Below are 19,009 nucleotides of genomic sequence, written 5' to 3' on the forward strand. Positions count from 1 at the left end.
GGAACAAGTACAGTCACTATTCCGTTCTCATGCAAGAGATTGCTTCGTCGCAGTGCTCCTCGCAATGACAAGAAAGCAGTGGCAATCCCATCCGTTAGAAACTAAACCAACACTGTTGCGTTAACGTCGAACAAAAAATAAAAAAGAAAGGAAATAGGAAAAAATGAAAATACTTGTTATAAACGCGGGAAGCAGTTCTCTGAAGTATCAGCTCATAGATATGGAAACCGAAGCCGTTATGGCTAAGGGCGTGTGCGAGCGCATAGGCATAGACGGAAGCATGCTCACGCATAAAGTCGGCAAAGCCGAAACGGTTATAAAGTCGCCCATGCCCGACCATAACGAAGCCATTCGGCTTGTGCTCGAGGCTCTCGTGGATAAAAAGCACGGAGTTGTAAAGAGCATGAGCGAGATTGGCGCGGTGGGGCACAGAATGGTGCATTCCGCCGAGGATTTCACCGAGTCGGTGCTCGTTACCGATAAGGTAATGGAAATCTGCCGCAACAACGGCGAACTTGCGCCGCTCCATCAGCCTGCGAACATAATAGGGGTGGAGGCGTGCAAAAAGGCTATGCCGGGCGTTCCCATGGCTTTGGTGTTCGATACGGCGTTCCACCACACAATGCCCAAAAAAGCGTACATGTACGGACTGCCTTACGAGTATTACAAAGACTACAAGGTGCGCCGCTACGGCTTCCACGGAACGAGTCATAAGTTTGTGGCGAGCGAAGCCGCAAAGTTTGTGGGCAAAGATATAAAAGACCTTAAAATCATAACCTGCCACCTCGGCAACGGTTCTTCGATAAGCGCGGTAAACGGCGGCAAGTGCGTGGACACCTCCATGGGCTTCACGCCGCTCGAGGGGCTTCCCATGGGCACGCGTTGCGGCGATATAGACCCGTCGGTAATCGAGTACATGATGGGCAAAACGGGCATGAACGTGCACGATATGCTCAACGTATGCAACAAAAAGTCGGGCATGCTCGGCTTGAGCGGAGTTTCGAGCGATTTCCGAGACCTTACCGCGGCGGCGGAAAAGGGCGACGAACGTGCAATTCTCGCGCTCGACGTGTTCGGCTACACCGTTAAAAAATTCGTGGGCGCGTATGCCGCGGCAATGAACGGACTCGACGTTTTGGTGTTTACCGCGGGCGTGGGCGAGCACACCCCCGAGGTGCGCGAGCGCGTTGCCGAAAACATGGAATATCTCGGTATAAAGATAGACGAGAAGAAAAACTACAGCGGCGAGCGCGGAATAGCACGCGAGCTTTCCACTCCCGACTCGCGCGTTAAAGTGCTCATTATTCCCACCAACGAAGAACTCGTTATAGCGAGAGAAACAAAGGAACTCGTGGAGAGTAAGTAAAAGTGTCGCTTAAAACAAGACGCATACTGTTTATACTGTTTTTTGCTTTGTGCGCAGGCGTGGTATCTTTGGGCGTAGTGCTCGACATAAGAGAGTTGACCGCCGCGGGCATAATCGTGTTTGTGAGCGGTTGCGTTGCCGTTGCGGTTATTCTTTCTATGGTTTCCGTCGTGAAAATCGTTAAAAAACCTTCGGGCGACGAGGACGATGAAACGTGCGAGGACTCCGAAACCGACGAATACGCAACCGACCGCGACGAAAAAAATGCGAACTCCGCAAACGATGAGGAACTTCGCATGATAGAAGAGATAAACTCCGCGTCGGGCGCGGAAAACCGCATTGCCTATGCTCGGCATGCCGTATCCGACGCAAAAAAGGCGTATGCCGCTTCCGATAAAAAAACGAGAGTTTTGGGGCGTATATTTTTGACGGCGCTTCTCGCATTGATTTTCGGCGGCGTGGCGTTTACCTTTTTGGGCTATTACGTAGTCGGGCTGTCGTGTTTGGGCGGTTTTGCGGGCATTATTCTTATTGCGGTTATAACCGTATCTATAAAACAGCGCATTTCGCTTGGCGGCAAAGGTTTCGAAGAAGAAGTTTTCGACGCTACGGTTAAGTTGAGCGTGATTTCGAGCAAGCGCACGCAAGAAAACAACGACGTAATCACGATAACGGACGTGGTGTATAAAATTATTTTAGACGTGAACGGCGAAGAAAAAATCGCTTATTCGCGCACTTGCTACAACGAGGGCGACTCGGTAAAAGTCCGTTTGCACGAAAAGAGCAAATCCGCCGCCATGATAGATGAAGATTAGAGGCGGCAAACGCCGTATTTGCAAATAACCACAAGAACACAATTTGGTTTTTGTGGTTTTTCTTTTATATAACCGTTGACATGTGTGGGATTATGTGGTATACTACACTAAACGGTATACTCATAGCGACTATACCGTAGAGCAAAATTTGCTTTGCAAAATCAAGAGGGACATGAGCATGAAATTCGAAATAAAAGAGTGCGATAAAACGCCGAGAATAACCAAACTCGTAGACGACCTTTTCAAAAAGATGCCGCAGATTGAGCATTACCGCGCCGTGCTTTATACGGAGTCGTTCCGTTCAACCGAGGGCGAGCCCATAGTGCTCAGAAAGGCGAAAGCGTTTTACAACGTGTGCAAAAACATTCCCATAGTTATCCGCGACGGCGAACTTATAGTGGGAGCGAACTCGGTGAGCCCGCGCTCGTGTCCCACCTTTCCCGAGTTTTCGTTCGAGTGGCTGGAGAGCGAATTCGACACCGTTGCCACACGTTCCGCCGACCCTTTCGAGATAAGCGAGGAAAGCAAAGCGGCATTGCGCGAGGTTCACAAATATTGGCGCGGAAAGACCACGAGCGAGCTTGCAACCTCGTATATGGCGCCCGAGGCACGCACGGCGTTTGCGCACAATATGTTCACTCCCGGCAATTACTTTTACAACGGCATAGGGCACGTAACCGTGCAATACGATACCGTTATAAACGAGGGACTCGACTCGATAACCGCTCGCGCCGCGAAAGAGCTTGAAAAAGCGAGCGTTGCCGACGCCGACTACGCCCGCCGTTCGGCGTTCTTAAAGGCGGTAATAGTTGCGTGCGAGGCGGCAAAACTTTACGCCGCGCGTTACGCCGAACTTGCCGCGTCGCAAGCCGCCAAAGAAAAAGACCTCGCTCGCAAATCCGAGCTTGAAAAGATAGCGCAAAACTGCGCGAGAGTGCCCGCCAAGCCCGCACGCGACTTTTGGGAAGCGTGCCAATCCTTTTGGTTCGTTCAGCAACTCTTGCAGCTCGAGTCGAGCGGCCACAGCATAAGCCCCGGCAGGTTCGACCAATATATGTATCCCCATTACGCCGCCGACCTTAAGAGCGGCAAAATCACGCGCGACAGGGCGCAGGAACTTATCGATTGCATATTCGTTAAACTCAACGACCTCAACAAAGTGCGCGACGCGGCTTCGGCGGAGGGCTTTGCCGGCTACTCGCTTTTCCAAAACATGATAGTGGGCGGGCAGAACGCCGACGGCATAGACGTAACCAACGACTTGTCGGTTATGTGCATAGTGGCGTCTAAGCACGTGATGTTGCCGCAACCGTCGCTTTCCATAAGAGTATGGAACGGCAGTCCGCACGAGCTTTTGATAAAGGCGGCGGAACTTACGCGCACCGGCGTGGGATTGCCCGCATACTACAACGACGAAGTTATAATACCGTCGCTCATAAGCCGCGGGCTTACCATGGCTGACGCTCGCAACTATAATATTATAGGTTGCGTAGAGCCGCAGTGCCCCGGCAAAACCGACGGCTGGCACGACGCGGCGTTCTTCAACATGTGCCGCCCGCTCGAAATGGTGTTTTCGCGCGGCATAGATAAGGGCGAGCAGGTGGGGCTCGATACGGGCGACGTGCGCGACTTTGACACTTACGAAAAGTTTAAGCAGGCTTACGTTAAGCAGATGAATTACGCAATAGAACTGCTCGTAAACGCCGACAACGCCATAGATTACGCGCACATGGAGCTTGCTCCGCTCGCGCTCGAAAGCTGTCTTGTAGACGATTGCATAGCGAGCGGCAAGAGCCTTCAGGAGGGCGGCGCGATTTATAACTTTACCGGTCCGCAGGGCTTCGGCGTGGCTAACATGGGCGACGCGCTGTACTGCGTGAAAAAGCTGGTGTTCGACCAAAAGAAATTTACGCTCGAGGAATTAAAACGCGCACTGTACTACAATTTCGGCAATCTTACCGAGGAGCGGGTTGCGGATATCACCGCCGACGTGGTTAGAGCCATGCAGGCGAGCGGCAAAGCGGTTTCGGAAAAGGAAATACCCACGGTGCTCGGCGGCGTTATTTCGTCGCTTACCGACTCCGACAAAAAGCGGTTTGCCGACATAAAGAGCATGATAGACGGCGTTGTGCATTTCGGCAACGACGACGACGAAGCCGACGCGTTTGCGAGAGAGGCGGCGTACATGTATACCCGTCCGCTCGAAACCTACAAAAACCCGCGCGGCGGAATGTTTCAGGCGGGGCTGTATCCCGTTTCGGCAAACGTGCCGCTCGGAGCGCAGACGGGAGCTACTCCCGACGGAAGATTTGCCTACGCGCCCGTTGCCGACGGCGTAAGTCCCACGGCGGGGCGGGACGTGAGCGGGCCTACCGCCACGGCTAACTCGGTGAGCAAGCTCGACCATTTCATAGCGAGCAACGGAACTTTGTTCAATCAGAAATTTCACCCGTCGGCTCTTGCGGGCAGGGAGGGGCTTGAAAAGTTCGTTGCGCTCATTCGCACCTATTTCGACCAAAAGGGAAGCCACATGCAGTTCAACGTGGTTAGCCGCGAAACGCTTTTGGACGCGCAAAAACACCCCGAAAATTACAAGCACCTCGTTGTGCGCGTAGCCGGTTACAGTGCGCTCTTTACCACTCTTTCGCGCTCTTTGCAAGACGATATTATTAACCGCACGGAACAAGCCTGGGGAAATTAGCGGCGGCATATACAAGCACATATACGCGCTACGTGCTTGTGCCCACGTGGTCACGTACGTTTAAGTACGCTCCCGTGCGGGCACTGCGCCTGTTGCGCGTCTCTGCACTTGTCTCTGCAGCCTCGGCACCTTGTCATTGCGAGCGTAGCGAAGCAATCCCCTGCATGAGAAAGCAAAAGTAACTTTTCCTGCTCCATGCCCGAGATTGCCACGGGTGCGAGCACCCTCGCAATGACAATATTACTAATCCCGTCATTGCGAGGCATGAAATGCCGAAGCAATCCCCTGCATGAGAAATATTTGAGGAAATATGACCGACAACGACGTAAAAGGACGAATATTCGATATTCAACGCTACTCGATACACGACGGGCGGGGCATTCGCACCATAGTGTTTCTCAAGGGGTGCGTTTTGCGGTGCAGATGGTGTTGTAATCCCGAGTCGCAAAGTTACGAGATACAAACCATGAAAACGCAAGACGGAGTAAAAACCGTTGGGCGCGACGTAACCGTGGGCGAGGTTATGGAAACGGTGGAGCGCGACCGCGGCTATTACAGGCGGAGCGGCGGCGGGCTTACTCTTTCGGGCGGAGAGAGTTTGTGTCAGCCCGAGTTTGCGCTTGCGCTCCTCAGAGAAGCCAAATCGCGGGGCATAAGCACGGCGATAGAGAGCATGGGGTGCGCCGAGTGGAGTACCGTAGAAAAACTGTTGCCGTATATAGACCAATATCTGCTCGATATAAAACATACTAATCCCCAAAAGCACCGCGAATTTACGGGCAAGTCCAACGAACTCATGCTCGAGAACGCGAAAAAGATTGCGGCGAGCGGACTCACCGAACTTACGGTGCGCGTGCCCGTTGTGCCCACGTTCAACGCGAGCAGGGAGGAGATTGCCGCCATAGCGAGGTTTGCCGATGCTCTTTCGGGAGTTGCGGGGTTGCACTTACTGCCGTATCACCGTTTGGGGCAAGATAAATACGAGGGACTGGGGCGCGAATACTCCATGGCGGATATAGTTCCGCCGAGCGGCGAACTTATGAACGAATTACTCGAAACGGCGAAGGCAAATTGCAATTTGCACTGCCAAATCGGAGGCTGAACGGGCATAATGCCCGAGATTGGGCTGTTCGCATAGCACCCTCGCAATGACGAGAACCGCACCCCTGTCATTGCGAGCGAACGCAGTGAGCGTGGCAATCTCAAACATGAGGAAAATCAGGAGGCTGAAAAATGGAACTCGAAGAAAAAATGCGCATAGTGCAAGAACTCGTGCCGGGCAAACAAATCTCGCTCGCGCACATCATAGCAAATCCCGACGAGTCGTTTTATGCCGCCGCGGGTTTGGAAAACAAGGGCGGCGCGATAGGAATAGTGAATACCTCTCCCGCGGAGTTCGCGCTCATTGCGGGCGATATTGGGGTAAAGGCGTCGGGCGTGAAGATTGTGCACATTGATTATCACGACAGCGGCACGCTCATTCTTACCGGCGAGGTGAGCCAAATGCAGTCGGCTCTTTCGGCTATTTCGGACTACTGCCGCAGTAAACTCGATTTTTCGGTGTGCGAAATAACAAAGACCTGATAAAACCATAACAATTCACGCAAAACCACATAAAAAGTATTGACATTTTGCGCGGTACGCGTTATAATATAGAAAAACAACAACAAAAAACAAAAAGAAACCACACAAAACAAGGAGTAAATAAAAATGGTAAACGAGTTTGAAATCAAAAAGCAGATTTGCGATATCGGCAAGCGCATTTACAACCGCGGCATGGTTGCGAACAACGACGGAAACATTTCGGTTAAAATTTCCGAAAACGAGTTTCTTTGCACTCCCACCGGCGTTAGCAAAGGATTTATGACTCCCGAGTTCATATGCAAAGTAGACGCAACCGGCAAGGTTATACAGGCGAACGCGGGCTTTAAGCCGTCGAGCGAAATAAAGATGCACATGCGCGTTTACAAAGAACGCCCCGACGTTAAATCGGTAGTTCACGCTCACCCGATGTACGCAACGGCGTTTGCCATAGCGGGAATCCCGCTCACTCAGCCCATAATGCCCGAAGCGGTTATCGCGCTCGGTTGCGTGCCCATCGCAAAATACGGCACTCCGTCCACCAACGAAATACCCGACGCCGTTTCCGAATACGTGCAGTATTTCGACGCGGTGCTCCTCGAGAACCACGGCGCGCTCACTTTCTCGGACAGCCTTTTGGCGGCATACAACAAAATGGAGTCGGTGGAATTCTACGCTCAGCTCCTTTACCTGTCCCGTCAGCTCGGCGGACCCAAAGAGCTCAGCGACGCGCAGGTACAGCGTTTGTACGAAATTCGCCGTCAGTTCGGCATGACGGGTAAGCACCCCGCAAACCTTTGCCCCAACAACAAAGACGGAAAGCCTTCCTGCCACAACTGCGGCGGAAAGAATTCCTGCTCGGGCAACTGCGGCGGCTCGGCTAACGCGAGCGAAGAACTCGTAAAGAACATCACCGCAAAAGTTATAAAGGAACTCGGTTTATAAAATGAACGCCGCGGACGTGGAAAAAATAGTGAGTGCCGCGGTAAAGCAGGCTCTCGGCAAGCGCACATGCGTGCGGAAAGAGCACGCCGTAACGCTTGCATGCGCCGAAGCGGTAATAAAGAAAGTGTTCGAAGAAGCCGCGGCAATGGGGCTTAACGCCATAGCGGCGGTAGCCGACGAGGGCGCGAACACCGTTGCGGCAATGCGCATGGACGGCGCGATACTCGCAAGTTACGATATCGCGGTGAACAAGGCATACACCTCGGTTGCGCTCAAAATGCCCACCGAAAAACTCGCCGAACTCGCCGCGCCGGGCGGGGAACTGTACGGAATACAGCACACGAACGGCGGCAAAATAGTAATATTCGGCGGCGGCGAACCGCTTTACTCAGGCGGCGAGGTAGTGGGAGCTATAGGCGTATCGGGCGGCACGCTTAAACAGGATACGGAGCTTGCGAAAGCGGGCAGAAAGTATTGGGAGAACGTAATATGTCATTAAACGAAAACATGGTTTCGGATATCGTAAAAGAGGTGATGGCTCGGCTCAGCTTGAGCGACGCGGGCGACGCGCCCATGCGCGGCATTTTCACCGATATGAACGAGGCGATAGCCGCAGCCAAGAAAGCGCAGCAAGTAGTTAAAAAGATGACTATGGACCAGCGCGAAAAGATAATAACCAACATAAGAAGAAAGGCGAACGAAAACGCCGAAATAATGGCGAGAATGGCTGTGGAAGAAACAGGCATGGGCAACGTGGGGCACAAGATACTCAAAAACCGTCTTGTAGCCGAAAAAACGCCCGGCACGGAGGATATCACCACCACGGCGTGGAGCGGCGACCGCGGACTCACTCTCGTGGAGATGGGACCGTTCGGCGTGATAGGAGCCATTACTCCTTGCACCAATCCCACCGAAACGGTGCTGTGCAACTCCATGGGCATGATAGCGGGCGGCAACACCGTTGTGTTCAATCCGCACCCCGCGGCGGTAAAGTGCAGTAACTTTGCCGTAAATCTCATAAACGAAGCGTCGCTCGAGGCGGGCGGACCCGTGAACATAGTTTGTTCCATGGCAAAGCCCACGCTCGAAACAAGCGCGATAATGCTAAAGCACAAAGACATACCGCTAATCGCGGCAACGGGCGGACCGGGCGTGGTTACGGCGGTGCTCAGCAGCGGCAAGCGCGGCATAGGCGCGGGCGCGGGCAATCCTCCCGCACTCGTGGACGATACCGCCGATATAAGAAAGGCGGCGGCGGATATAGTGAACGGTTGCACGTTCGACAACAATCTGCCTTGCATAGCCGAAAAAGAGGTTGTTGCGGTGTCGAGCATTTGCGACCAACTCATGAAATACATGATAGAGGAGCAGGGGTGTTACCTTGCAAGCCCCGAGGTGCAGAAAAAGCTCGTTGACTGCGTGCTTACTCCCAAAGGACTTAACCGCAAGTGCGTGGGCAGAGACGCCAAAACCCTCCTTTCCATGGTGGGCGTGGAAGTGCCGAGCAACATTCGTTGCATAATATTCGAAGGACCGAAAGAACACCCGCTCATTACCGAAGAGCTCATGATGCCCATTCTCGGCGTAGTGAGAGTGAAAGACTTCGAGGAGGGCGTGGAAACGGCGGTTTGGCTCGAACACGGCAATCGCCACTCCGCTCACATACACAGCAAAAACATAGACAACATTACAACTTACGCCAAAGCGATAGACACGGCGATACTCGTAAAGAACGCGCCGAGCTATGCGGCGATAGGTTTCGGCGGCGAGGGCTTCTGCACCTTTACGATTGCCAGCCGCACCGGCGAAGGGCTTACGAGCGCGTCAACCTTTACGAAACGCAGGCGGTGCACTATGAGCGACAGTTTGTGCATACGATAACCGCTGACGCGGTGTCGCCCAAACGCAACACCCGCTGCGCTAACGCTTGCTTAACCCGTGTTGGGCGAACTTAAAAAGGAGTCCTTTCGCGGTACACGCCCGCGAAAGTCCGATATTAAGTTCGGTGCGGTGCGGGCACTGCGCCTGTCGTGCGCATCCGCAACCCTTCTCCGCCGCCTTTGCGGGATACCGTGTCATTGCGAGCGGCGTAGCCGCGTGGCAATCCCCTGCGGAACACCCCTGTCATTGCGAGCGAGCAACGCGAGCAGCCCAATCCCCTGCATGGAACAAGTACAGTCACTATTGCTTTCTCTCGGCTGAGATTGCCACGGGTGCAAGCCCCCTCGCAATGACGTTGTTTCGATTAACCCGTGTCATTGCGAGCGAGCAACGCGAGCGTGGCAATCCCCTGCATGGAACAAGTACAATCGCTATTGCTTTCTCTCGGCTGAGATTGCCACGGGTGCAAGCACCCTCGCAATGACGTTGTTTCGATTAACCCGTGTCATTGCGAGCGGCGTAGCCGCAACCCAATCCCCTGCATGAGAACAAAAATATTCGAGGAATAAAAAATGGAACAAGGCAAAATCGAAGAAATCGTAAAAAAAGTGCTCGGCGAGCTTAACGCGAACAGTTCCGCGACGGGCTCGGCAAAAGCGAGCGGCGGCGCAATTCCCAAAACCGCGCACGTTGCCATGCTTACCGGCATAGAAAAAATGGAGATAAAAGAATTCCCCATGCCCGAGGTGGGCGACAACGATATGCTCGTTAAAGTGGAGGGTTGCGGCATATGCGGCACCGACGCTCACGAGTATCGCAAAGACCCGTTTTCGCTAATACCCGTTGCGCTCGGTCACGAGGGTACGGGCGAGATAGTTAAGATGGGCAAGAACGTAAAAACCGACAGCGCGGGCAAACCTCTTAAGCTCGGCGACAAGGTGGTTACGTGCATGATATTCAAGGATAACCCCGATATAACCATGTTCGACCTCAACAAGCAGAACGTGGGCGGCGCGGACGTATACGGACTTTTGCCCGACGACGACGTGCATCTTAACGGGTGGTTCGCCGATTATATACTCGTTCGCGGCGGTTCCACCGTGTTCAACGTGTCCGACCTCGACCTGTATTCGAGAGTGCTCATAGAGCCGTGCGCAGTGCTCGTGCACGCAGTGGAGCGCGCGAAAACCACCGGCATACTGCGCTTTAACTCGCGCGTGGTGGTGCAAGGTTGCGGACCTATAGGACTCATTTGCATAGCCGTATTGCGCACTTTGGGCATAGAAAACATCGTTGCGGTAGACGGCGAAGAAAAACGGCTTGCGTTTGCCAAAGAGATGGGTGCGGGCAACACCGTAAACTTTAAGGAGCACAAGGGCATAGAGGCTCTTGCGGGCGCGGTGAAGAAAGCGTTCGGCGGATACGAAGCCGACTTTGCGTTCCAGTGCACGGGCTCTCCCGCGGCTCACTCCAACATATACAAGTTTATCCGCAACGGCGGCGGACTTTGCGAACTCGGTTTCTTTATAAACGGCGGCGACGCCACCATAAATCCGCATTTCGACTTGTGCGCAAAAGAGATTACGCTTGTGGGTTCGTGGGTGTACACGCTTCGCGACTACGCCACCACGTTCGACTTTATAAAGAGAGCGAAAGGCATAGGGCTTCCGCTCAACAAACTCGTAACTCACGCGTTCCCGCTCGAGGAGATAGACGAGGCGTTTAAGACCAACATACGCATGGAAGGTCTTAAGATAGCAGTTATCAACAAGTAAGGACGGCGAATATGGGAGAAGCACTCGGATTACTCGAAGTATACGGACTCGTGGCGGCGTTCGCGGCGGGCGACGCGGGAGCAAAGGCGGCAAACGTAACGCTCGAACCGTTCGACCGCAACAAACCCGCAAACGCCGATAAATTGCCGGTTCCGCTTCTTATAACGGTGAAATACCGCGGAAGCGTGGCGGACGTGAAAGCGGCGGTTGCCGCGGGCGAAGAAGCTGCAAAAAAGGTGTCGGGCGTGGTTACGAAACACATAATAGCAAAGCCCGAACAAGATACGGAAAAAATGTGCAAGTTGTGCGCATTCGATAAAAACTGAAAAGGAGACTGAAACAAAATGGCTAATTTGGCACTCGGAATGGTTGAAACGAGAGGACTCACGGCGGCGATAGAGGCGGCGGACGCAATGACCAAAGCCGCGGAGGTAACTCTCATAGGCACCGAAAAAATCGGCAGCGGACTCGTAACCGTTATGGTTCGCGGCGACGTTGGCGCGGTTAAAGCGGCGGTAGACGTGGGAACGGCTTCGGCGAGCAGACTCGGAGAACTCGTGGCGGCGCACGTAATTCCTTCGCCTCACACCGACGTGGAACTCATTTTGCCCAAGTTCAACGGCTAAAGGCAAACGGGGAAACGCTTTAAGATGTATAACGCACTCGGATTTATAGAAATATCCGGAACTACCGCGGCTATAACCGCGCTCGATATCATGTGCAAGACAGCAAACGTGGAACTTGTAACGTGGGAGCGCAAACTCGGCGGCAGGCTGGTAACGCTTGTTGTTACGGGCGAGGTATCGGCTGTTACCGACTCTATAGAAGCGGCGAAGAGAAACGGTTTGATTGCGCCGGTTGCAACTCTCGTGTTGCCCAATCCCCACGGGGAAACGCTCAAACTCGTGGAGCTGAGCGCGGCTCGGCTCAAGCGCAAAAACGCGCCCGACGATACGAGCAAGCTCGCGCCCGATATGCGGCAGAGCGAGCCCGTCGCAAGCAAGAAAAACAGCAAATAACTACTTAATTCAGTGTAATTTCGGCAAAACAAAAAACGCCGTTTACAACAATAAAGAAAAAAAGAAATATTTTTCGGAGGTAAAGAAAAATGGCACAGGAAGCACTCGGAATGGTTGAAACCAGAGGTTTGGTAGCTGCGATAGAGGCGGCGGACTCCATGCTCAAAGCGGCGAACGTGGTACTCGTAGGCACCGAGAAAATCGGCAGCGGACTCGTATCCGTTATGGTTCGCGGCGACGTAGGAGCGGTTAAAGCCGCAGTTGAAGCCGGCGCAAACAACGCAAGCCACCTCGGAGAACTCGTTGCTACGCACGTAATTCCCCGTCCTCACACCGACGTTGAAAAAATCCTTCCGTCGCTTAAATAAGGCGGCTTAAGGGCAAGAGCGTCATTGCAAACAAATCGAATGCCGTCCCGCGCGGAGATGAATTCGCGCGGGGTGGAATTTCGGTTTACTTAAAACAAAGTATTTTCTCGTATTTTATACAAGGAAAAGCATATGGAACAGTCTAACGTAGAAATGATAACAAAACTCGTGATGGAAGCTCTCGAGCATAAGCAGACCTGCGGTTTTGCCGTGCCCATAGGCGTGAGTGCGCGGCACGTGCATCTTACGCAAGCCGACGTGGAAACGCTGTTCGGCAAATGCTACGCGCTCACTAAGAAAAAAGAGCTTATGGGCGGTCAGTACGCCGCAAACGAAACGGTTACCATAGTTGGGCTTAAATTACGCGCAATAGAAAACGTGCGCGTGCTCGGTCCTACGCGTAAGGCGAGTCAGGTGGAGATATCCGCCACCGACGCCGTAAAGCTCGGCATAAAAGCTCCAGTACGCGAATCGGGCAATATCAAGGGCAGTGCGCCCATAGCGATTGTGGGACCCAAAGGCGCGGTGTATTTAAGCGAAGGTTGCATAATCGCAAAGCGGCATATACACATGGCTCCCGCCGACGCGGCGGCGGCAAAAGTGCAAGACGGCGACATAGTTTCGGTGCGCGTAGACAACGAGCGCGGCACTACGTTTAACAACGTGCAGATACGCGTAGACGACAGCTTCACGCTCGAAATGCACATAGATACCGACGAAGCCAACGCTTCCAAGATATCCACGGGCGCGGTTGCCGTAATAGTCGATAACAGAGGTGCGTAAATGATAATAGGTAAAGTGGTCGGCTCGGTTGTTTCCACCCGCAAATGCGAAAACCTGACCGGCAGTAAATTTATGATAGTAGAACCCGTGCCCAGCCTTAAAATCGATAACCGCATAGTGGCGGTGGACAGAGTGGGGGCGGGCATAGGCGAATACGTGCTCGTAACCACGGGAAGCGCGGCGAGAGTAGACGCGCCGTCCGCGCCCATAGACGCGGCGATAGTGGGAATTATCGACGACGGAAGCAGTTTGGAATAATTCGGAAAAATAATGACCCTTGACGAGATAAAAACTCAATTGCAGACCGCGGGAGTGGTAGGCGCGGGCGGCGCGGGATTTCCTTCCTACGCCAAACTTGCGAGCGGCGCGGACACGCTCATACTCAACTGCGCCGAATGCGAGCCGCTGCTCACTCTGCACCGTCAGCTCCTTGCCGACAAAAGCGTGGAGATTATTTCCGCGCTGTCCGAACTCGGCAAAGCTCTCGGTGTGAAACGGTGCGTGATAGGAATTAAAAGCTCGTACAAAACCACGCTCGAGGCAATCACCCCCGTAGTCGCCGAATTCGACAACGTGGAGATAAAAACGCTCAAAGAAATGTATCCCGCAGGCGACGAAATCGTGCTCATATATCAAGTTACGGGCAGACGGGTGGACGCGGGCGCGTTGCCCTTATCGCAGGGCGTGATAGTTTACAACGTGGAAACGGTGTACAACGCCTACTGCGCGTTGCACCGAAATAAAGCGGTTACCGATAAACTCGTAACGGTTGCTTGCGAGGTGAAAAAGCCGCAAACGGTGCGAGTTCCGCTCGGCACTGAAATAGACGAACTCGTAAAATTTTGCGGCGGCGCAACCGTGCCCGAGCCGGTGTATATTTCGGGCGGCGCAATGATGGGCAAGATTGTTTCGGGCAACGATACCGTAACCAAAACCACCAACGCCATACTCGTGCTCTCGCCCGAGCATGCGGTGGTGAAATCCAAGCGCAGAAATCCCGCCATCGACGCGCACAGGGCGGCGAGCGCATGTTGCCAATGCCGTATGTGCAGCGAGCTTTGCCCGCGGCATTTGTTGGGTCACCCTATAGACCCCGCGAGATTTATGCTTGCCATAGCTCACCGTAATTTGAGCGACACCGAAGCGTACTACAACGCCCTCTACTGCTCGGGTTGCGGACTTTGCGAGTCTTACTCGTGCATGCAGGGGCTAAGCCCGCGAGTGTTGCTCGACTTGGCGAAACGCGAACTAAGGGCTGGCGGCATTAAACCCGAGGTGAAAAAGGCGGAAGGCGTTCATCCCGCTCGCGACTCGCGCAGAGCACCCGTGGAGCGGCTGTCGTCGCGGCTCGACCTTGCGCGTTATAACGTGCCCGCGCCGCTAAGCGGCAGTATGAAAGTAAAATCGGTGCGAGTGCCGCTAAGTATGCACATAGGCGCGCCGAGCGAACCCGTAGTTAAAGCGGGCGATAAAGTTACCGAAGGGAGCATGATAGCAAAGCCCGCCAAAGGGTTGAGCGTTGCGATACACGCGCCCATAAGCGGAACGGTGAAACTCGTGGGCAAAGATATTTATATCGAGAGTTAGCGAGCGGCGAGTTAAGCAGGCGAGTTAAGATTGGTTGAACCGAGGAGTAAAAATGGCAAAAGCGATAGCTGTATCGGAATATAAAACGGTGTCGGCGGGCGTGACCGCGGCGGACGCGATGCTCAAAGCCGCCGACGTAGACGTTGCGGAAGCGGCAACCGTTTGTCCCGGCAAATACATTATAATCATTACGGGCGAGTTAAGCGCGGTAAAGGCGGCGTCCGACGCGGCGAAAACGGCGTATCCCGCCCAGCATATAGGCACGTTCGTGCTCGGCAATCCGCACGAAGGACTTTTCGAAGCAATGTACGGCACGGCGGACGTTAAGGAACTTAAGGCTCTCGGCGTGCTCGAAACTTTCGACGTGGCGAGCATGCTCGTTGCCGCCGACAACGCCGCGAAAACGGCGGACGTAAAACTTATAGAAATGCGCCTTGCCCGCGGAATGTGCGGCAAAAGTTACCTCATGCTCACGGGCGAGGTTGCGGCTGTGCAAGCGGCGATTGACAGGGCGAAGAGTACCGCCGAAAACGAAGGCATGTTTCTCGACAGCAGCGTGATAGCGCGTCCCGACTCTAAACTTATAAAGTCTATAATATAGAAGCGTGTCATTGCGAGGAGCGCGACAGCATTACGCGGCAATCCCATTCACGGCATCTCTCCGTGTCATTGCGAGGAGCGTAAGCGACGAAGCAATCCCATTCATGAGAAAGTAAAATCTCTGCGCCGAAAAAAGGAGAAAACGTATGCTTGCATTAGAAAGAAGAAATCAAATTCTCGAACAGTTGCAACGGGAAAAGCGCGTTGTGGTGAGCGAACTGAGCGCGTTTTTCGGCGTGAGCGAAGAAACCATACGGCGCGACCTCGAAAAGCTGAGCGAAGACGGGTTTGTGATTAAAACATACGGCGGCGCGGTGCTCAACGAAGACAACGTGGTGGATATGCCGTTTGTGATACGCAAAAACATCAACGCGGGCGAAAAACAAACAATAGGCAAACTCGTTGCAGCCATGATACAGGACGGCGAACACCTCGTACTCGACGCCAGCTCCACGGTGGTGAGTGCGGCTCGATTTTTGAAATCGAAGAACAATCTTACCGTAATTACCAACTCGGTGGAACTGCTCATAGAAATGAGCGACGTGTCGGGATTTAACATAATCTCCACGGGCGGGGTGCTCAAAGAGGGCACGCTGTCGCTCACGGGCGCGCAGGTGGGCAGGAGTTACGCTTCATACAACGTGGATACCGCCATATTTTCGGCAAAGGGAATGGACGCCGAATGCGGCGTAACCGACGCGAACGAAACCAACGCTTACATAAAGCAAACTTTGCTTTCGCAGGCAAAGCGCAAGGTGCTCGCGCTCGACCATACCAAATTCGATAAAAAAGCGCTCGTGCGCATTTGTAACGTTAGCGATATTACGCACGTTGTTACCGACGAAAAACCGAGCGACGAATGGCTCAACTGCTTTGCGGCCAATAATATTACTTGCGTTTATCCGAAAAGTGTAATATAATAAAACTATGGGCAATACAAAAATAATCGCATTTGCGAACAATAAAGGCGGAAGCGGAAAGAGTACGAGCTGTTCGTGTATAGCCGCCGCGCTCAGTAAGCGCGGCAAGCGGGTGCTTGCGGTAGACGGCGACATGCAGCTCAATCTTACGCTTTCGTTTTTTAGTGAAGAAAAGGCGTTCGAGTTTGCCAAAAGCGACTTTAATACCTACACGCTTTTGACCCGCAACGCCCACGTTAAATCGTGCATACGCCGCACCGAATTCGAAAACGTAGACGTTTTGCCGAGCAGTACGCTCATGTCGGGCGTGGAATACGAGCTGTTTTCCAAATGGCAACGCGAAACCATTATGCGCCGCGCGTTCGAGGATTTGCGAAAATCGGGCGAATACGACTACATACTGCTCGATGCGCCGCCCACGCTCGGTTGCCTTGTAATGAACGTGCTCGCCTGCGCCGACTATCTTATAATACCGCTCGAGGCGAGCCCGTGGGGGCTTTTCGGACTTGCAAACATGTTTGATTTCGTGGAAACGGTAAAGGGCATAAACCCCGCGCTCGAGGTGCTCGGCGTGCTCGTAACCAAGGTGGACACGCGCAAAAACTACTTTAAGCAAACCATAGAAGCACTCGAGAATTTGGGCAACGTGCATGTGTTCAAAGAGGTGATTAGGCTCGATAGCGCGGTGGAATGGGCGCAAGACAACAGCAAGCCCGTAGTGTTTTACAAACCGAGCAGTCGCGCGAGCAAGGAGTTTGAGAGTGTGGCAGAAGAAATAATGGATTTGGTATAAAATATAAAAGAGGTGAAAAATTATGGCAGTGGGAAAATCGAGTTTGAACAGAGTGGCAAACGCCAAAGTAATTGCGGCGGCGGAGCCGGAGGTTGCCGCGGCGGTTATGCCGCAGGAGAAAGAGCCCGAAAAGAAGGCGACGAAAAAGAACACGCGCGTAAAGATTTACGCGGTGGGCGATAAGTTGCCTACGTATTTGTTGTAACGGTTCGTTTCTTATAATGAAAAAAGACTGCGGAGTATTATTGCATATTTCGAGTTTGCCCGCCGACTACGGCATAGGCGATATGGGGCGGCGAGCTTACGAGTTCGCCGACTTTTTGCATGCGGCGGGGCAGAGCTATTGGCAGGTGTTGCCGCTCGGACCTACCTCTTACGGAAACTCGCCCTATCAGTCGCCGTCGGCGTTTGCGGGAAATCCCTATTTTATAGATTCGGAACGGCTTTGCGAGAGCGGTCTTATTACTCGCGACGAACTTTCTTCGGCGCGTATGCCTGCGGGCGAAATCGATTACGGTGCGCTGTTTGCTACGCGCATGCCGCTTTTGCGCAAGGCGTTTGCGCGGTTTAAGCCGAGTGCCGAATATAAAGAATTTTGCGAACGTAACAAAGATTGGCTCGAGCCTTACGCGCTGTTTTGCGCTCTTAAAGAGCGGTTCGAGTTAAAGCCGCATTGGGAGTGGCAAAGCGAATACCGCGATTACAATTCCGCAGAGGTAAAAAAATTTGCCGCCGACAACGCCGAGCAAACGGAATTTATATGCTTTACGCAGTATTTGTTCCACACGCAGTGGAAGCGGCTAAAGGCGTACGTAAATTCGAAAGGCATAAAAATAATAGGCGACGCGCCCATATATGCGGCTTACGACAGCGCGGATTTTTGGCGTTTTCCAAATATGTTCGCAGTAAACGGGCAGGGAGAGCCGAGCGAGGTTGCGGGCGTTCCGCCCGACTATTTTTCCGCCGACGGTCAACTTTGGGGCAACCCTTTGTATAATTGGCAATATCTTTCGGAGCACGGATACGGCTTTTGGGTAAAGCGCGTTACCCGTGCGCTCGAGCTGTGCGATTTATTGCGTATAGACCATTTCCGCGGCTTCTGCGCGTATTACTGCGTGCCTGCGGGTGCGAACACCGCTCGGGAGGGAACGTGGCGCACAGGCCCCGGGAAGGCGTTATTCGACGCGCTCGAGTCCGCGCTCGGCAATCCGAGCATTATAGCCGAGGACTTGGGCACGTATTCTCCCGAGCTCGGCGAACTGCTCCGCGCGTGCGGATATCCGGGCATGAAAGTTGTTCAGTTCGGGTTCGACGGCGCGGCGAAACAAAACGCGCACGCCGTATGCAACTTTACCGAAAATTCCATAGGATACACGGGCACGCACGACAACGACACCGCGCTCGGGTGGTACGGTTCGCTTAATGCTCATATGCGCAAACGTGTGCGCGGCAGACTGCCCGCAGGTTGCGGCGATATTGCCAAAGCCATGATTTGCGCGCTTTACGGTTCTAAATGCAAAACGGCAATAGTGCCCGTGCAAGACTGGTTGCGGCAGGGGAGCGAAGCTCGAATGAACACACCGGGCGTTACCTGCGGAAATTGGCGTTACAGACTGCAAAATATTCCGCCCGAGTCGCTCGCCGAAGAAATGAAACAAACCGCATTAAAATACAATCGTGCAAAATAATTCGAACATACGCAAAACGCCGCCAGGTTATCATGACGGCGTTTTGCATTCTTGCATGCATGGTGAAATGTCGTATTGGGTTATTGTATGCGGTTTATCTCGTCATTAACGAGGATACGGGTTGCATTGTCATTGCGAGGGCACTTATGCCCGTGGCAATCTCCTGCGATGTTACGTTGTCATTGCG

22 protein-coding genes are annotated in these 19,009 nt (G+C 53.3%); 21 read left to right on the top strand and 1 reads right to left on the bottom strand.

Going from position 1 to position 19,009, the window contains the following annotated elements:
- The first annotated feature begins 163 nt into the window (after positions 1–163).
- The 8 genes from NFR55_RS00005 (at position 164) to NFR55_RS00040 (ending at position 9,289) form a co-directional block, all read left to right on the top strand.
- The gene (locus tag NFR55_RS00005; RefSeq protein WP_251545087.1) at positions 164–1,366 is read left to right on the top strand and encodes an acetate/propionate family kinase; all 1,203 of its coding nucleotides are present in this window, start codon (positions 164–166) and stop codon (positions 1,364–1,366) included.
- Positions 1,367–1,368: 2 nt separating this feature from the next.
- Positions 1,369–2,181 (top strand): hypothetical protein, encoded by an 813-nt coding sequence (locus NFR55_RS00010; RefSeq protein ID WP_251545088.1) that lies wholly within the window; start codon positions 1,369–1,371, stop codon positions 2,179–2,181.
- Positions 2,182–2,359: 178 nt separating this feature from the next.
- On the top strand, positions 2,360–4,882 hold the full coding sequence (locus NFR55_RS00015) for a glycyl radical protein (RefSeq protein WP_420851534.1): 2,523 nt from the start codon (positions 2,360–2,362) through the stop codon (positions 4,880–4,882).
- A gap of 310 nt (positions 4,883–5,192) precedes the next feature.
- Positions 5,193–5,984 (top strand): glycyl-radical enzyme activating protein, encoded by a 792-nt coding sequence (locus tag NFR55_RS00020; protein WP_251545090.1) that lies wholly within the window; start codon positions 5,193–5,195, stop codon positions 5,982–5,984.
- A 131-nt stretch (positions 5,985–6,115) separates the two neighbouring features.
- Positions 6,116–6,466: a BMC domain-containing protein gene (locus NFR55_RS00025; protein ID WP_251545091.1), complete on the top strand. Its 351-nt coding sequence runs from the start codon at positions 6,116–6,118 to the stop codon at positions 6,464–6,466.
- 126 nt (positions 6,467–6,592) lie between these two features.
- Positions 6,593–7,408 (top strand): class II aldolase/adducin family protein, encoded by an 816-nt coding sequence (locus tag NFR55_RS00030; RefSeq protein WP_251545092.1) that lies wholly within the window; start codon positions 6,593–6,595, stop codon positions 7,406–7,408.
- 1 nt (position 7,409) lies between these two features.
- Positions 7,410–7,907 (top strand): GlcG/HbpS family heme-binding protein, encoded by a 498-nt coding sequence (locus NFR55_RS00035; protein ID WP_251545093.1) that lies wholly within the window; start codon positions 7,410–7,412, stop codon positions 7,905–7,907.
- Entirely contained in the window at positions 7,898–9,289 is a 1,392-nt protein-coding gene (locus tag NFR55_RS00040; RefSeq protein WP_251545094.1) for an aldehyde dehydrogenase family protein, read from the top strand. Before NFR55_RS00035 ends, NFR55_RS00040 begins: the two co-directional genes overlap by 10 nt.
- 39 nt (positions 9,290–9,328) lie before the next feature.
- Here the strand turns inward: NFR55_RS00040 and NFR55_RS00045 are convergent, their stop codons facing one another.
- Positions 9,329–9,487, bottom strand: coding sequence for a hypothetical protein (locus NFR55_RS00045; protein ID WP_251545095.1), 159 nt, complete (start codon positions 9,485–9,487; stop codon positions 9,329–9,331).
- Between the two features lie 374 nt (positions 9,488–9,861).
- Here NFR55_RS00045 and NFR55_RS00050 point away from each other — a divergent pair, with 374 nt between their 5' ends.
- The 13 genes from NFR55_RS00050 to malQ all read left to right on the top strand — a co-directional run bounded on the left by NFR55_RS00050 (position 9,862) and on the right by malQ (position 18,822).
- Positions 9,862–11,064, top strand: coding sequence for a zinc-dependent alcohol dehydrogenase (locus NFR55_RS00050; RefSeq protein WP_251545096.1), 1,203 nt, complete (start codon positions 9,862–9,864; stop codon positions 11,062–11,064).
- Between the two features lie 11 nt (positions 11,065–11,075).
- Positions 11,076–11,390 (top strand): BMC domain-containing protein, encoded by a 315-nt coding sequence (locus NFR55_RS00055; protein WP_251545097.1) that lies wholly within the window; start codon positions 11,076–11,078, stop codon positions 11,388–11,390.
- 18 nt (positions 11,391–11,408) lie between these two features.
- Positions 11,409–11,690: a BMC domain-containing protein gene (locus tag NFR55_RS00060; protein ID WP_251545098.1), complete on the top strand. Its 282-nt coding sequence runs from the start codon at positions 11,409–11,411 to the stop codon at positions 11,688–11,690.
- Between the two features lie 24 nt (positions 11,691–11,714).
- A complete protein-coding gene (locus tag NFR55_RS00065) occupies positions 11,715–12,083 on the top strand; it encodes a BMC domain-containing protein (RefSeq protein ID WP_251545099.1) in 369 nt (122 codons plus the stop codon).
- 89 nt (positions 12,084–12,172) lie between these two features.
- Complete coding sequence (locus tag NFR55_RS00070) at positions 12,173–12,451, top strand: BMC domain-containing protein (RefSeq protein ID WP_251545100.1); 279 nt, start codon at positions 12,173–12,175, stop codon at positions 12,449–12,451.
- 132 nt (positions 12,452–12,583) lie between these two features.
- The gene (gene pduL, locus NFR55_RS00075) at positions 12,584–13,234 is read left to right on the top strand and encodes a phosphate propanoyltransferase (protein ID WP_251545101.1); all 651 of its coding nucleotides are present in this window, start codon (positions 12,584–12,586) and stop codon (positions 13,232–13,234) included.
- Positions 13,235–13,492 (top strand): EutN/CcmL family microcompartment protein, encoded by a 258-nt coding sequence (locus NFR55_RS00080; RefSeq protein ID WP_251545102.1) that lies wholly within the window; start codon positions 13,235–13,237, stop codon positions 13,490–13,492.
- A gap of 12 nt (positions 13,493–13,504) precedes the next feature.
- Positions 13,505–14,821 (top strand): 4Fe-4S dicluster domain-containing protein, encoded by a 1,317-nt coding sequence (locus NFR55_RS00085; RefSeq protein WP_251545103.1) that lies wholly within the window; start codon positions 13,505–13,507, stop codon positions 14,819–14,821.
- A 52-nt stretch (positions 14,822–14,873) separates the two neighbouring features.
- Positions 14,874–15,422, top strand: coding sequence for a BMC domain-containing protein (locus tag NFR55_RS00090; RefSeq protein WP_251545104.1), 549 nt, complete (start codon positions 14,874–14,876; stop codon positions 15,420–15,422).
- 145 nt (positions 15,423–15,567) lie between these two features.
- Positions 15,568–16,341: a DeoR/GlpR family DNA-binding transcription regulator gene (locus tag NFR55_RS00095; RefSeq protein WP_251545105.1), complete on the top strand. Its 774-nt coding sequence runs from the start codon at positions 15,568–15,570 to the stop codon at positions 16,339–16,341.
- A 7-nt stretch (positions 16,342–16,348) separates the two neighbouring features.
- The gene (locus NFR55_RS00100) at positions 16,349–17,134 is read left to right on the top strand and encodes a ParA family protein (protein WP_251545106.1); all 786 of its coding nucleotides are present in this window, start codon (positions 16,349–16,351) and stop codon (positions 17,132–17,134) included.
- Between the two features lie 22 nt (positions 17,135–17,156).
- A complete protein-coding gene (locus NFR55_RS00105) occupies positions 17,157–17,339 on the top strand; it encodes a hypothetical protein (RefSeq protein WP_251545107.1) in 183 nt (60 codons plus the stop codon).
- A gap of 16 nt (positions 17,340–17,355) precedes the next feature.
- Positions 17,356–18,822, top strand: a complete 1,467-nt coding sequence (gene malQ / locus NFR55_RS00110) for a 4-alpha-glucanotransferase (RefSeq protein ID WP_251545108.1) — start codon at positions 17,356–17,358, stop codon at positions 18,820–18,822.
- Positions 18,823–19,009 lie beyond the last annotated feature (187 nt).

The sequence above is a fragment of the Pumilibacter intestinalis genome (genome assembly GCF_943193005.1).
GTDB lineage: Bacteria > Bacillota > Clostridia > Christensenellales > Pumilibacteraceae > Pumilibacter > Pumilibacter intestinalis.

Excerpts from the sequence above, each read along its gene's own strand:
- NFR55_RS00005 (WP_251545087.1), top strand. The coding sequence starts at position 164 with ATGAAAATACTTGTTATAAACGCGGGAAGCAGTTCTCTGAAGTATCAG.
- NFR55_RS00015 (WP_420851534.1), top strand. The coding sequence starts at position 2,360 with ATGAAATTCGAAATAAAAGAGTGCGATAAAACGCCGAGAATAACCAAA.
- NFR55_RS00020 (WP_251545090.1), top strand. The coding sequence starts at position 5,193 with ATGACCGACAACGACGTAAAAGGACGAATATTCGATATTCAACGCTAC.
- NFR55_RS00025 (WP_251545091.1), top strand. The coding sequence starts at position 6,116 with ATGGAACTCGAAGAAAAAATGCGCATAGTGCAAGAACTCGTGCCGGGC.
- NFR55_RS00030 (WP_251545092.1), top strand. The coding sequence starts at position 6,593 with ATGGTAAACGAGTTTGAAATCAAAAAGCAGATTTGCGATATCGGCAAG.
- NFR55_RS00035 (WP_251545093.1), top strand. The coding sequence starts at position 7,410 with ATGAACGCCGCGGACGTGGAAAAAATAGTGAGTGCCGCGGTAAAGCAG.
- NFR55_RS00040 (WP_251545094.1), top strand. The coding sequence starts at position 7,898 with ATGTCATTAAACGAAAACATGGTTTCGGATATCGTAAAAGAGGTGATG.
- NFR55_RS00045 (WP_251545095.1), bottom strand. The coding sequence starts at position 9,487 with ATGACACGGTATCCCGCAAAGGCGGCGGAGAAGGGTTGCGGATGCGCA.
- NFR55_RS00050 (WP_251545096.1), top strand. The coding sequence starts at position 9,862 with ATGGAACAAGGCAAAATCGAAGAAATCGTAAAAAAAGTGCTCGGCGAG.
- NFR55_RS00055 (WP_251545097.1), top strand. The coding sequence starts at position 11,076 with ATGGGAGAAGCACTCGGATTACTCGAAGTATACGGACTCGTGGCGGCG.
- NFR55_RS00060 (WP_251545098.1), top strand. The coding sequence starts at position 11,409 with ATGGCTAATTTGGCACTCGGAATGGTTGAAACGAGAGGACTCACGGCG.
- NFR55_RS00065 (WP_251545099.1), top strand. The coding sequence starts at position 11,715 with ATGTATAACGCACTCGGATTTATAGAAATATCCGGAACTACCGCGGCT.
- NFR55_RS00070 (WP_251545100.1), top strand. The coding sequence starts at position 12,173 with ATGGCACAGGAAGCACTCGGAATGGTTGAAACCAGAGGTTTGGTAGCT.
- pduL (WP_251545101.1), top strand. The coding sequence starts at position 12,584 with ATGGAACAGTCTAACGTAGAAATGATAACAAAACTCGTGATGGAAGCT.
- NFR55_RS00080 (WP_251545102.1), top strand. The coding sequence starts at position 13,235 with ATGATAATAGGTAAAGTGGTCGGCTCGGTTGTTTCCACCCGCAAATGC.
- NFR55_RS00085 (WP_251545103.1), top strand. The coding sequence starts at position 13,505 with ATGACCCTTGACGAGATAAAAACTCAATTGCAGACCGCGGGAGTGGTA.
- NFR55_RS00090 (WP_251545104.1), top strand. The coding sequence starts at position 14,874 with ATGGCAAAAGCGATAGCTGTATCGGAATATAAAACGGTGTCGGCGGGC.
- NFR55_RS00095 (WP_251545105.1), top strand. The coding sequence starts at position 15,568 with ATGCTTGCATTAGAAAGAAGAAATCAAATTCTCGAACAGTTGCAACGG.
- NFR55_RS00100 (WP_251545106.1), top strand. The coding sequence starts at position 16,349 with ATGGGCAATACAAAAATAATCGCATTTGCGAACAATAAAGGCGGAAGC.
- NFR55_RS00105 (WP_251545107.1), top strand. The coding sequence starts at position 17,157 with ATGGCAGTGGGAAAATCGAGTTTGAACAGAGTGGCAAACGCCAAAGTA.
- malQ (WP_251545108.1), top strand. The coding sequence starts at position 17,356 with ATGAAAAAAGACTGCGGAGTATTATTGCATATTTCGAGTTTGCCCGCC.